Annotated in this window: 11 protein-coding genes and 1 pseudogene; 5 read left to right on the forward strand and 7 right to left on the reverse strand. The window is 69.0% G+C overall.

Annotated features, from left to right (window positions below):
• Nucleotides 1-182: 182 nt before the first annotated feature.
• Complete coding sequence (locus tag EV644_RS41080) at nt 183-1,127, reverse strand: asparaginase (protein WP_132196716.1); 945 nt, start codon at nt 1,125-1,127, stop codon at nt 183-185.
• Nucleotides 1,128-1,337: 210 nt separating this feature from the next.
• Here EV644_RS41080 and pcaD point away from each other — a divergent pair, with 210 nt between their 5' ends.
• The 3 genes from pcaD (at nt 1,338) to EV644_RS41095 (ending at nt 4,614) form a co-directional block, all read left to right on the forward strand.
• Nucleotides 1,338-2,096: a 3-oxoadipate enol-lactonase gene (pcaD, locus tag EV644_RS41085; RefSeq protein ID WP_132196641.1), complete on the forward strand. Its 759-nt coding sequence runs from the start codon at nt 1,338-1,340 to the stop codon at nt 2,094-2,096.
• 66 nt (nt 2,097-2,162) lie between these two features.
• Complete coding sequence (locus EV644_RS41090) at nt 2,163-2,615, forward strand: YcxB family protein (protein WP_132196643.1); 453 nt, start codon at nt 2,163-2,165, stop codon at nt 2,613-2,615.
• A gap of 67 nt (nt 2,616-2,682) precedes the next feature.
• Nucleotides 2,683-4,614 (forward strand): TIGR03960 family B12-binding radical SAM protein, encoded by a 1,932-nt coding sequence (locus tag EV644_RS41095; protein WP_132196645.1) that lies wholly within the window; start codon nt 2,683-2,685, stop codon nt 4,612-4,614.
• Nucleotides 4,615-4,630: 16 nt separating this feature from the next.
• Here EV644_RS41095 and EV644_RS46960 read toward each other — a convergent pair whose 3' ends face one another.
• The 4 genes from EV644_RS46960 to EV644_RS41115 all read right to left on the reverse strand — a co-directional run bounded on the left by EV644_RS46960 (nt 4,631) and on the right by EV644_RS41115 (nt 10,114).
• The gene (locus EV644_RS46960) at nt 4,631-6,010 is read right to left on the reverse strand and encodes an HAD-IA family hydrolase (protein WP_158293087.1); all 1,380 of its coding nucleotides are present in this window, start codon (nt 6,008-6,010) and stop codon (nt 4,631-4,633) included.
• Nucleotides 6,011-6,166: 156 nt separating this feature from the next.
• Entirely contained in the window at nt 6,167-7,504 is a 1,338-nt protein-coding gene (locus tag EV644_RS41105) for a M28 family metallopeptidase (protein ID WP_132196648.1), read from the reverse strand.
• A 1-nt stretch (nt 7,505) separates the two neighbouring features.
• Nucleotides 7,506-7,799 (reverse strand): hypothetical protein, encoded by a 294-nt coding sequence (locus tag EV644_RS45790; RefSeq protein ID WP_199234837.1) that lies wholly within the window; start codon nt 7,797-7,799, stop codon nt 7,506-7,508.
• A 44-nt stretch (nt 7,800-7,843) separates the two neighbouring features.
• Nucleotides 7,844-10,114: a DUF8189 domain-containing protein gene (locus tag EV644_RS41115; RefSeq protein WP_241999392.1), complete on the reverse strand. Its 2,271-nt coding sequence runs from the start codon at nt 10,112-10,114 to the stop codon at nt 7,844-7,846.
• 301 nt (nt 10,115-10,415) lie between these two features.
• Between EV644_RS41115 and EV644_RS41120 the strand changes: the two genes are divergently transcribed.
• A complete protein-coding gene (locus tag EV644_RS41120) occupies nt 10,416-10,961 on the forward strand; it encodes a hypothetical protein (protein WP_132196650.1) in 546 nt (181 codons plus the stop codon).
• 18 nt (nt 10,962-10,979) lie between these two features.
• On the opposite strand, the gene EV644_RS41125 is transcribed toward EV644_RS41120, so the two are convergent.
• Entirely contained in the window at nt 10,980-11,966 is a 987-nt protein-coding gene (locus EV644_RS41125) for a GNAT family N-acetyltransferase (RefSeq protein WP_241999393.1), read from the reverse strand.
• Between the two features lie 87 nt (nt 11,967-12,053).
• On the opposite strand from EV644_RS41125, the gene EV644_RS45795 reads away from it, so the two are divergent.
• On the forward strand, nt 12,054-12,242 hold the full coding sequence (locus tag EV644_RS45795; RefSeq protein WP_199240325.1) for a hypothetical protein: 189 nt from the start codon (nt 12,054-12,056) through the stop codon (nt 12,240-12,242).
• Nucleotides 12,243-12,654: 412 nt separating this feature from the next.
• Here EV644_RS45795 and EV644_RS48025 read toward each other — a convergent pair.
• Nucleotides 12,655-13,008 (reverse strand): annotated as a pseudogene (locus tag EV644_RS48025) (GNAT family N-acetyltransferase); the annotation flags it as partial.
• Between the last annotated feature and the right edge of the window lie 18 nt (nt 13,009-13,026).

Here is a 13,026-nt window from a genome sequence, read left to right on the forward strand (position 1 = left end):
ATCAACCGGCCGATACGAATTCGCCATACCCAATACTCGAACGCCCACCCGGTGACCCACACCACCGCCACACCCATTTCTCAACAGGCTCTATAGGACGGCAGTCAGCGAACATCCCGTCAGCCGACGCCGGGATCGGCCGCGGACCTGGGGATCGGCCCGGACCTGGGGGATCGGCCGGGCTAGATCGTCAGGGTGATGTGGCCGACCGGCTTGCCGCCGCCGAGGACTGGCAGGGCTCGGAGTTCGTCGGCGGCGGACACGTCGTACCCGCATTTCTCCAGCAGGGTGAGGCCGAGGGCGGTGGTGGCTCGTGGGTTGCCGTCGATGACCTTTACGGCGACGGCGTGGCCGTCGGGGGTCGCCATCCCGATCACCCCTTCGGCGCCGCCCTTCGCGATCACCCCCGGCAGCAGACGCATCACCTCGCTGTTCTGGTGTCCCTTGCCGCCCACGAGTTCCGGGTACCGGCGCATCGCCTCAGCCACCCGGTTGTCCGCAGTACCGGCGTCGGCTGTGGCCAGGTGGCTGAAGGCGAGCGCCAACCCACGCAACGGCATCCCCAGCAGGGGAGCGCCGCAACCGTCGACCGTCACGATGCCGGTGGACGACTCGGTCAACCGCTCGATCTCGGCCGCGATCACTCGCTGGACAGGAGACTGCGGGTCGAGGTAATCCTTCGGATCGTCGCCGTGGGCAACCATCGCCTTGAGCATCGCGGCATGCTTGCCCGAGCAGTTCATCCGTACCTTCTCCGGCCCGATGCCCTCGGCAATCAACCGGAACAGAGTGGGCTCGTCCTGAGCCCGATCCGGCGGACACCACAACGCCTCCCGATCAAGCCCCGCGGCCTTCAACATCCCATCGACCAGGGCAACGTGCCGATCCTCGCCGGTGTGACTCCCGGCCGCGATCGCCGTGTCCTCATCACTGAGCTCAGCACCCGCGACAATGCACCCGACGGCCTGCAAGGGCTTAGCGGTCGAGCGCGGCAACAACACCGCCTCAACATCCCCGGCCGCGAACACCACCTCACCGCCCGGATCCACAGCCAGCGCCACCCCGAAGTGCCGGCTCTCCATAAACCCACTCCGCACAACCGTCGCCAACTCCACGACCCGGTCCATCCCCGGCACACCCACAACCACAACCACTCCTAACTCAGCCGCCGCCGCAGGCTATCAACCGGATCCCGAAGAAGACCGGTACGGCGAATCGAGCCGAGGCGGCGGATTGGAGTACTTCGGTGGTGGTGTCGTCTGGGGTGATGGCGGCCTGAGTTGCGTTGCTCCCCAGATGGCCGCCCTGAAACCCTCAGATCTCCGTAGGGTGGGCTCATGCGACTCCATCACGAGATCACCGGTCCCGAGGACGCGCCCGTGGTTCTGCTCGGCTCGTCGCTCGGTACGACGCACGCGATGTGGGCTCCGCAGCTGGACGTGCTGGCGGAGCGGTTCAGGGTGGTCGCCTTCGATCACCGCGGCCATGGTGAGTCCGAGGCGCCGCTCGGGCCCTACTCGATCGAGGACCTCGGCGGAGACGTCGTCGACCTGCTGAACGAGCTGCTCGTGGAGAAGGCGTCGTACGTCGGGATCTCGCTGGGCGGGGCGGTCGGGCTGTGGCTCGCGGAGAACGCCCCGGACCGGTTCCACCGGTTCGCCCTGTTCTGCCCGCCGGCGTACCCGGCAGCAGGGCAGCAGATGTGGATCGACCGGGCCGCCCAGGTCCGCGCCGAGGGCACCCAGGCAATCGTCGAGCCCACCCTGGCCCGCTGGTTCCTCCCGGAGTACGTCGAAGCCCACCCCGCCGAGGTGGAGACGATCCGCCAGCAACTGCTGAACACCTCGGACGAGGGGTACGCATCCTGCTGCGAGGCACTCGGTGCGATGGATCTGCGCGACAAGCTGGCCGACATCACCGCGCCCGTTCTGCTCGCCACCGCGGACTCCGACACCTCCATCCCACCGGAAACCGTCATCCCGCTGGCCGCCCAGATCCCCTGCGCCCACCTGGAAGTCCTCGACCACGCCGCCCACCTGGTCACCTACTCCGACCCCGACCGCACCAGCCCCCTCCTCCTCACCCACCTCACCTGAATCAGCCCTCACTCAGCGATAGGCTGCGGCGGCTGACTGGGGTGGTCGGCGGAGGAGAGGACCGGAGTGAACATCACCATCGTGGTCGAGCTGACGCTCGGCCGGCGGACGCGGAACGTGCGTGTACAGCTCCACCATGCCGGTTTGCTGGTCAGACTGCTCGGCCTGGCGTACGTCGTCTGGGGGCTCCTGGCTTACGACCTGACCCTGATGCTCATCGGCGTGCTGTTCCTGCTGGGACCGGAGTTGATCGCGCTCATCAGGTACCGCGTCTGGGGCCGCACCTTCGGTCGGGTGTACACCTACACGCTCAGCGACGACCACCTTCAGGTGGCGACGGCGATCACCACGCTCCAGATCGCCTGGAGCGCGGTGCGGTCGATCAGGGAGGACAAGAACGACTGGAGCCTCAGGGTCGTCGCCGCTGGCGGGATGACGCTGCCGAAGGACCAGTTCTCGCCGGAGCAGGACGCGGAGTGGCGCGCATTCATCGCAGACCGGGCTCTCGTCCGCACCTGATGGCGGAGCTGGCCGGTCGGCGGCGTTAGGCTGGTAGGCGCTCTGACCTCTGACCGGAAGTTCTGTGATGACTGTTGAATCTCTGTTTCCGCGCCTGGAACCGCTGCTGCCGGGTGTGCAGAAGCCGATCCAGTACGTGGGCGGTGAGCTCAACTCGGTCAGCAAGGACTGGGACTCCGTGAGCGTCCGCTGGGCGCTGATGTACCCGGACGCGTACGAGGTCGGCCTGCCGAACCAGGGTGTCCAGATCCTGTACGAGGTGCTGAACGAGCGCGAGCACACCCTCGCGGAGCGGACCTACTCGGTCTGGCCGGACATGGAGCAGGTGATGCGGGACAACAAGATCCCGCAGTTCACCCTCGACAGCCACCGGCCGGTGCGCGCCTTCGACGTCTTCGGGCTGTCGTTCTCCACCGAGCTCGGCTACACGAACATGCTGACCGCGCTCGACCTGGCCGGCATCCCGCTGTACGCCGTGGACCGGGGCGACGAGGACCCGATCGTGCTGGCGGGTGGTCACGCCGCGTTCAACCCCGAGCCGATCGCCGACTTCATCGATGCCGCGGTGCTCGGTGACGGCGAGGAGATCGTGCTCGCCATCTCCGACGTGATCCGGGAGTGGAAGGACGAAGGCAGCCCGGGCGGGCGCGACGAGGTGCTGATGCGGCTGGCCGCGTCCGGTGGCGTCTACATCCCCAAGTTCTTCAGCGTCGACTACCTCGACGACGGCCGGATCAAGCGGGTCGCGCCGAACAAGCCCGGCGTGCCGTGGCGGACCGCCAAGCACACGGTGATGGACCTGGACGCCTGGCCGTACCCGAAGAAGCCGCTGGTCCCGCTGGCCGAGACCGTGCACGAGCGGTACTCCGTGGAGATCTTCCGCGGCTGTACGCGGGGCTGCCGCTTCTGCCAGGCCGGGATGATCACCCGCCCCGTGCGGGAGCGCAGCATCACCACGATCGGCGACATGGTCGAGAACGGCCTGAAGCAGTCCGGTTTCGAGGAGGTCGGCCTGCTCAGCCTGAGTTCCGCCGACCACAGCGAGATCGCCGAGGTCGCCAAGGGCCTCGGCGACCGGTACGAGGGCAGCAACGTCTCGCTCTCGTTGCCGTCGACAAGGGTCGACGCCTTCAACATCACGCTGGCCAACGAGTTCTCCCGCAACGGCCGGCGCAGCGGTCTGACCTTCGCCCCCGAGGGCGGCTCTGACCGGATGCGCAAGGTGATCAACAAGATGGTCAGCGAGGAGGACCTGATCCGCACGGTCGCGGCGGCGTACAGCCACGGCTGGCGGCAGGTGAAGCTGTACTTCATGTGCGGCCTGCCGACCGAGACCGACGAGGACGTGCTCGCGATCGCCGACCTGGCCAAGCGGGTGATCGCCACCGGCCGTGAGGTGTCCGGCCGCAACGACATCCGCTGCACCGTGTCGATCGGCGGATTCGTGCCGAAGCCGCACACGCCGTTCCAGTGGGCGTCGCAGCTCGGCGTCGAGGAGACCGACGCGCGGCTGGCCAAGCTGAACGCCGCGATCCGCTCGGACAAGAAGTACGCCAAGGCGATCGGCTACCGGTACCACGACGGCAAGCCCGGCATCATCGAAGGCCTGCTGTCCCGCGGCGACCGCCGGGTCGGCCGGATCATCGAGCAGGTCTGGCGCGACGGCGGCCGGTTCGACGGCTGGAGCGAGCACTTCTCGTATGAGCGCTGGATCGGCGCGGCCGAGACGGCGCTCGCCGACGAGCCGGTGGACCTCGCCTGGTACACCACCCGCGAGCGTGAGTACGCCGAGGTGCTGCCCTGGGACCACCTGGACTCCGGGCTGGACCGCGACTGGCTCTGGGAGGACTGGCAGGACTCCCTCGAGGAGGACGGCGCGATCGAGGTCGAGGACTGCCGCTGGACCCCGTGCTTCGACTGCGGCGTCTGCCCGCAGATGGGCACCGAGATCCAGATCGGCCCCACCGGCAAGAAGCTCCTCCCACTCTCCGTCGTCTGAGAAACAGACCGGGTAATCAGGCCTTCACAGAAAGCTTGAGCAGGGCCTCGCTGAGCGGTACTTCGTCAGCGAGGCCGAGCACCAGATCGGCCTGCCCGACGGCCTCCGCGAGCACGAACGGGTTCGGAATCGCAACCGTCGCCATCCCGGCCGCGGCCGCCGCTGCCACCCCGTGCGCGGTGTCCTCGATCGCCACCGCCGACGCACCATCCAGTCCGAGCCGCTTCAACGCCAACAGGTAGATCTCCGGATCCGGCTTGTGCATCGACACCTCGTCGCCGGTCACGATCAGGTCGAACAGCCCGACAGCTCCCACCCGCTCGAGATGCCCGACCACCCACGGCCGCGCCGAACTGCTCGCGATGGCGATCCGCAGCCCGAGTTCACGTGCCTCCCGCAACCATTCGTGGATCCCCGGCCGGAAGTCCAGCGTCCGGTGCAGCTCATCGCGGTGAGCGAGCCGCCGCGCCTGGCTCCTCTCCCTGTCGTACCCCGGCCCCACCGCGGCGGCCAGCTTCTCGTCGTGCATCTCCAGGGTGTCCCCGCCGTGCCCCGGGAAGAACCCGTCCTCCACATCGAGCTCCAGCCCGTGCCACTGCCACTCGGCCCGCCAGCTCTCCACCAGCGTGGTCTCGGTATCCATCAGCAGTCCGTCGAAGTCGAACACCACCGCCTCGATCGGCACGTCCACCAACCGCGTCGCCAGCCGGTGGATCTCCCCAGCCGTCAGCCCGCACGCAGCCAGGTAAGCCCGCACTCCGCCGTACTGCGAGTCGACGTGATCCAGCGAGTCCAGGATCGTCTCCGGCAAGGTCCTCGCAAGTACTGCGGCCGCCGCTCGCTCCTCCTCGGTACCAGGGTGATTCTCCAACGCAGCAAGGACTCCGAGCCTCTCCTCGCTCATCGCATAGTCCGCCGCGATCACCGCACGAGGTACTCCGACCAGCTCCAGCAGCAAGGCGATCAACAGCCCGGTCCGGTCCTTGCCCGCGCGGCAGTGCACCACGACAGCGGCATCCTCCGGAGCCTCGGCGACGGCTCGCAACGCCTGGACGATCTGCCCCTGGTTCCGCTCCAGGCTGCCGCGGTAGACGTCAGCCATCAGCGGCTCATCGGCCCGCACCCGCTCGGCCTCGCGGACCGTGTCGATCCACGGGATCCGCCGGTACGTCGGGTGGGCCTCGAGCGGGTGGGGTTCGTCGATCTCCCAGTCCGAGCGCAGATCCAGGACCAACCCGGCCCCGAGTGCATGGAAGGCCACCAGGCCGTCGGGATCGAGTTGGTGCAGGGAGTCCGTCCGGATCACCGCCCCCGCGCGCGTCGTCGCGCCGTACCGGGTCGGCAGTCCACCGAGATCGCGCGTGTTCAGGCAACCACTCCAGTCAAGATGCGTCACCGGCGTTAGCTTAGGGCGTGTTGGTGGACCCTGAGCGTGCTGCGCGGCACTCGGCACGGCACCTCGGCGCACTGGAGCAAAGGCCATGATGGAAAAGCATCGAGGCCTTCACTCCAGCACGCCGAGCTACCGCACCGAGCACCTGCTCGCGACTGCTCAGGGTCCACCAACACGCCCTATGACACCTCCAAGAGACTCGAAGTCGTGCCAGGAGCCGTCATAGGCCTTGTGGTGCAATGCGGCATCCGCGCCGACGACGAACACGTCGAGCTGCCCCGGACCCCACGACACCACTGGTCCCGCGGGTCTGGGCCGAACGGCTTCCACGCCTCCGAGCCAGCCGACGAGCGCGGCCGCGTTCATCCGGAGAATTTCCGCGGCCAGCGACCAGTCGAGGAAGTTCAACGTGTCCGAGGCCGAGTGGATGTGGCCGTTCGCGCTGTCCGCTCCCTCGATCGACAGGACCGCCGGGATGCCCGCGTTGATGAACGGCACGTGGTCGCTCGCGAACGGGTTCAGCGAGGTCTCCACCTTGAGCCCCGTGTAGCTGTCCGCCGCGGCCGCGAGGTTGGCGATCTGGCCGGACGAGACCGCCGCGCCCTCCAGCAGCACCGTCGGCGTCGCGGTGTTCTTGCTCGCGATCATGTCCATGTTCAGCACCGCGCGGATCCGCGCCCGCTCGGCAGGCGGCAGCGCGGCGACGTACTGCTTGCTGCCGTGCAGGCCTTCCTCCTCACCACCGAAGAGGATCAGCCGTACGTCGTGCTGCCAGGTCCGGGTCGCGATCAGCCGCCCGAGTTCCAGTACTCCGGCCGAACCGCTCCCGTTGTCGTCGGCGCCGGGTGCACTGGCGGCCGGACCACCCGCGAGGTTGATCGAGTCGAGGTGCGCGGTGATGACCACGAGTCCGCGCGGACCGGGTGCGGTGCCGGCGCGATCGCCGATCAGGTTCTCCGAGTGGCCCGCGCCGACCGTGATCGGCGTCCGGGTCACGGTGTAGCCGAGGGCAACCATTCGCGCCGCGGCGAAGTCCACGGCGGCGGTGAACGAGGTGCTCAGCGAGTGCCTCGTCGGCAGACTCGCCAGCCAGGTCAGGTCCGCCTGGTAAGAGGTCGGCGACAACGCGCTGAGCAATTGGGCCACCGAAGGATCCACCCGCGCAGGCGGCATGACCGGTACGTCGACCACCAGGCCCGGGCGGAGCGGTTCGACGCGCCAGCAGTTGTTCGACCGGCGCGTGGGTTTGTCGGCGGCCGAGATCACCAGGTGGCGGCCGTGGTCCAGCAGTGGGGTGACGTCAGGGTGTTCGTCCTGGAAGGTGCGGCCGACCTGCGTCACGAGCAGCAGGCCGGGGGCGGTCCGGGAAGCCCGGCCGAGGTGTTCCTCGGCCGGGCACCAGAGGATCGTCTTGTCGCCGACGCTGGCCGACTTCGCGCCGTCGGCGGCTTCGGCGGTCGGCACCACGAGGTACCGAACGGGTTTGCTGGTGCTCATCTCACTCCTGCCAAGCGATTTCGAGCCGATCGGGTGTGGCCGCGACGACCCGGCCGGGCGCACCTGAGACGCGACTGACCGTGCCCGTCGGCTGCCAGCGGCCGGGCTGTGCCGCCTCGGGCGCGTCGCCGCGGCCGAGCAGCCATTCGACGAAGGTGCCGTCCGGGCGGAACTCCACCCCCCGCCGGCCGCGAGCCGGCGGGAAGGCGAAGTCCTCGCGGCGGTAGACGCTCACACCGTCGTGGTCCTCCTCCGAGGAATGCGTCCACCGCCCGTCCAGCAAGGCCGGGTCCACCCGGCCCGCGGTACCTCGGTCCGGGCGTCCCTGTGGCTGGGTGGTCAGCTCATCACCGCCCGGTTGCCGGTCGAGTACTGCGTCGGCGAGTGCAGATCCGCCGGCACCTTGTCGGGGGCCGGCTGGTCGAGCTTGAAATCCGTGATGACGCCGCCCAGCGCTTCGTACTCGGTGGTCGACGGTCCCCAGGCACTCCCGTCCCACCACTTGTGGTACAGCCCGCTGTCGGTTCCGACCACGAACACGTCGAGCCGGTTCGCCGCCCACGACGTCACCCGCGGCTGGTCGACGCAGACCCCGCCCATGTACTCGAACCCGGACCAGGCGCTCCCGTCCCACCACTGGTGGTACAGCGCCGAGTCGGTGCCGAGCACGAACACGTCGAGCCGGTCCGGACCCCAGGAGACGACGGTCGGCGCGCTCGCGCAGACGCCACCCAGGTTCTCCCAGTCCGCCGACCACGACGATCCGTCGGACCACTTGTGGTACAGCGCGGAATCGGTGCCGACGGCGAACAGGTCGAGCCGGTTCGGCCCCCACGAGACCGCGGTCGGGGGACCGACACAGACGCCGCCCAGGTTCTCGAACCCGGACCACGCGGTGCCGTCCCACGACTTGTGGTAGACCGCGCTGTCCATGCCGAGGACGAAGACATCGAGCCGATCCGGGCCCCAGGCAACGACCTCGGGCTCGCCCCGGCAGACGCCGCCGAGACTCTCGAACCCGGACCACGCGGTGCCGTCCCACCAGATGTGGTGCAGCGCCCGGTCCGTTCCGGTGACGAAGACGTCCAGCCGGTCAGGTCCCCAGGTGGCCACCCGCGGCCGGCTCGTGCAGACCCCGCCGAGCGGCTCGTAGTCGGTGACCGACGGCCCCCAGCCGCCGTCGTACCACTTGTGGTAGAGCCCGTGGTCGGTGCCGAGCACGAACGCGTCCAGCCGGCCCGGACCCCACGACGCGACTTCGGGAGCACTCATGCAGACACCACCCATGTATTCGTAGCCGCCGACGGACGGTCCCCAGCCGCCGTCGTACCACTTGTGGTACATCGCCTTGTCGGTGCCGACGACGAACGCGTCCAGCCGGCCCGAGCTCCACGAGACCACCGGACCAGCCGGCTCCGACATCGCGGCGACGGCCCCCGTGCCCTGGTTGAGACTGCTCCGCACGGTGTCCAGGCAGGCCTCCATCCGGGCCACCTGGTCGTTGGTGAACATCACCATGCCGCGGTCGTCGGTGTAGTCCATGTAGTCCACGAACAGGTCGCCGTTCGGCCCGTTGTTGCAGGACAGCTTCGGGAACGTCGGTACGCCGAAGTTCGGTCCGCCCTGGTTCGGGGTGTCGCCGACCTCGTCACTGCCGCTGCAGCCCGAGCCGTCGTCGCCCCAGATATGGAACAGGTTCAGGTAGTGCCCGATCTCGTGGGTCGTCGTCCGGCCCAGGTCGAACGGCGCCGCCGCGGTCCCGTTGGTCCCGAAGCCGCTGTGCAGGATGACCACGCCGTCGGTCTCGGCCGGTCCGCCCGGGAACTGGGCGTAGCCGAGCAGGCCGCCGCCGAGCTGACCCACCCAGATGTTCAGGTACCTGTCGGCCGGCCACGGGTCGATGCCGCCGGTCGCGGAAGACTTGATCGCGTCGTCGGTGCTGAACGACGTCCGGGTCGTCTGCGTCCGGGTGACACCTGTGGTCGGGTTGCCGTTCGGGTCGGTCGTGGCCAGGTGGAACTCGATCCGGGGATCCGCGACCAGGCCGGTGAACGGGGCCGGGACGATGCCGACGTCGGTGTTGGTGGCCCGGAAGTCACGGTTCAGCACTTCGATCTGGCTGTCGATCTGCGCCTGCGAGATGTTCTGCGTGGCGTTGTTCCACACCACGTGCACGACAACGTCGACCTGAGCCACCCCGTCGAACCGCTGGCTGCTGGCCAGGTACAGCGCGGTCGCGTTCTCCAGCGCGGACCGGGCCGCGACGTACTCGGCCGACGTCGACAGCAGTCGCCGGTGCACGTCCATCACGCCACACTCCCGGCGTGTGGGCTGCTCAACGTAGTGGTCGTCACCACCGCCGCTCATACCGGCGCCGCCACCGCCGCCGGTCATCGAGGCGCCGCCGCCTCCTCCGCCGCTCATCGCGGAGCCTCCCGGACCCGGGGAGCCGCTCATCGCCGGGCCGGTCGAGGTCGTCGACGTCGGCTGGTACCCGGCCGGCGTCCCGTTCTCCGACTGACCGCCGCCGGACGGCATCGCGCCACCCGGCATTCCGTTGTCGCCGGCCCGTTCGGTCTTGTCCGCTCTCCCGTTGGCCTTTCTCGGCATCTCTCCCCCTTGCTCAGGCAGGGGCGAACGGAGCAGGACGGAACCCGGCCGCGGCGCTGTCGCCAACGCGTGCCCATGGTCCCGGACCGGGACGCTTCCCAGATCCCCCAGACCCACGTACCAGCCGAAGACGGCGCCGGCCGTCTTCCCCCACCGAACAGGCTGCCCCCAAGACGCTGCTCGTGCTCTACCTTCCTCTCGTCACCGCCGGTGCACAACCCCACGGACCCGGGTAGTCGATTTCCACCGTTTCCTTTGTCCACGTTGGAGAATTGCAGCAGGAGTCCCCTGGGAGGGTGCGATGCGCAGAGAGCTGTCGGTGCCGTTCGAAGTACGCGGTCAACGCGGACTGGTCAATGTCCGGGTGGTGGCCAACGACGACCCCTGGGCGTCGGGCCACCAGCTTCTCGTCCCGGATCTGGTCGCCGAGTCCTTCCGTGGTTTCCCGATCTGTACGGCGACGTTGCGCTACCACGGGCAGGGCATCAACGCGATCATGGGCTGGGTCCAGCTGGCCACCCGGGACTTCGACGGGCAGGTGTCCGTCGACGCGCTGCCGTTCCACGCCGAGGCGAGCCCGCTGTTCAGCTACGGGCACCTGCCGACGTTCTTCGACGCGCCCGCGAATCCCGATCATCCGGACGGGGTCTGGCGGGCCGACACCTTCCTGGTGATCGCGCCGGACGTGGTCCGTACCCGCTCGCTCGTGCCGGTCGCCGCCTTCACCTGGGGCTACCGCCTCTCCGGCGGCTATCCCGACCCGCTCGACCCGGCCCGCCGCGACGCGGACTGGTCCGACCACCGCGGGGTGCTCCAGAAGTCCTATCCGGACTGGACCTTCGCTTAGAGCGGGCCCTCGCCGCGTCTAGAGCTCGCGTTCCCAGTTGGAACGCTGGGCGACCGGACGGAAGCCGAGGTGCTCGTTGACCGCGATCATCGGCGCGTTGCTCGGAGCGTTCCAGGTGTGCAGCACGGCCGGCTGATCGAGCTCGGCCTGCAGCGAGCGGAGGTTCGGGATCTTGACGGCCATGCCGAGCTTCCGGCCGCGGTGCTCCGGCCGGACGAAGGTGTCCCACTGGTAGAGGCGGTCCGGCGTACCGGCCGCGCCGCCCATCTGCGTGTACGCCGCGAGCCGCCCGTCCTCGGCGACCGCCACGGTGGTGTGGCAGGTCCGGCCCTGCTTCACCCGGCGGGCCTCGGCCTCGCGGATCCGCTCGGGCGTCCACTGGGTCGCCTCTAGCTGCAACTCTCCGGTCGGCACGTCAACCGTCATCGCGCTGAGCGCGTCGGCGAACTCCTCCAGCCACTCCTCTGGCATGTGCTCCCGCCACTGCAGGATCTGGTACCCGGGCACCTCTCGCTCCAGCTTGTCGAGCTGTTCCGCTGGCAGCGGCAACTCGATCACCTGGTGCAGATCCACGTGCTTGCGGACGAACCCATGCGCGACGGCGAACGCAGTACCGGCGCTCTCACCGGTCTCGGCATCGCCCAGCGCGATCCCCGACAGCAACCGCCGCCCCTCCTGCCGCGCCCGCTCCGCGACGATCTCGAGGAGTTGGCTCCCGACTCCCTGACGCCGGTACTGCGGGGCCACGGCGAGCTCGACGTCGACGAGATGGGTGTTCTCCTGCAGCCACCAGTCGAGCCAGGCGATCCCGAGCCACGTGTCGCCGTCGACCAGACCGATCCCGTCGACGCGCATGTCCGAGTGCTCACCCGCGAACAACACCTTGGCCTCCTCCAGCCCGAGCCCGGCCGGAAACTCCTGCTCCGTCCGCCGTACGTCGTCCCTCAGCTGGAAGAACCGCTCGAAGGTCGCGGCGTCCCGCCCGTCCACAGTCACGATGTCCACCCGGCGACCCTACGGGCCGGCACCCACTTGCCGCCGGTGATTTTCGGGAGACCTCGGACGTGCGAGTCAGGCGGGGGAGTGCCAGACGTGCTGGTGCTCGATCGGGCGGAAGCCGAGGTGGTCGTTGACGGCGATCATCGGGGCGTTGGACTCGGCGTTCCAGGTGTGGATCGTGGCGGGGTCCTGGAAGGCGGACTGGAGGGCCTGGAGGTTGGTCAGTTTGAGCGCCAGGCCGAGGCGGTGGCCGCGGTGTTCCGGCCGGACGAGGGTGGTTGAGCCGTCCTGGCTGCTGCGGTGACCCCGTCAGTTCGGTGTAGCCGGCGAGTGACCCGTCCGCCGCGACCGCGACCGTAGTACTGCCGAAGTGCCCTTGGGTACGGCGATGCTCCTCGGCCGCTCGAAGTCGCTCGGGGGTCCAGCGCTTGGGTTGCATCTCCAGGTCGTCGAGCGGGACCTCCTCGTCCACGAGGCTGAGCAGCCCGCAGTACTCCGTGAGGTAGTCCTCCGGGCAGGCCCCGGGCCAACTGATCAGCTCGTAGTCGCGGTGATGCTCGGCCACGGCAGCAGCCTGCGAGGCGAGGCCACTCACCGGATAGGCGAGCACTTGGTGCAGGGCAGCGAACTGCGCGACGAAACCTCGCTTCGCCGCGAACGCCGCACCCGAGCCCACCTCAGCGCCGTACGGGCTGAACGTCTCGCCGAGCAGCGCGCTCCGGCCCTCGTCCCGCGCCCGGACCCGGACCGCATGCAGCAGGGCCGACCCGACGCCGCGGCGCCGGTGAGTCGGTACGACGGCGAGATCGACGACGACCAGCTGCTGGTTCTCGGACTGCGGCCAGGTCAGCCAGGCCGCGCCGATCACCTCGCCGTCCTCGACCGATGCCAAGCAGCTGAAGCGGTAGTCCGCGGGCGGCGACTGCAGCAGTACGAGTGCCTCATCGACAGGCATCAGCGTCGGGAACTCCCGTTCCGCGGCGACCGACGCCAGTATGCCGAAAGCCCGCCGGAACTCATCCGCCTCGTCGACTCCCACGACCTCCATGAGGCCCAACGTAGAACC

The sequence above is a fragment of the Kribbella orskensis genome (assembly GCF_004342085.1).
In the GTDB taxonomy this organism is placed as follows: domain Bacteria; phylum Actinomycetota; class Actinomycetes; order Propionibacteriales; family Kribbellaceae; genus Kribbella; species Kribbella orskensis.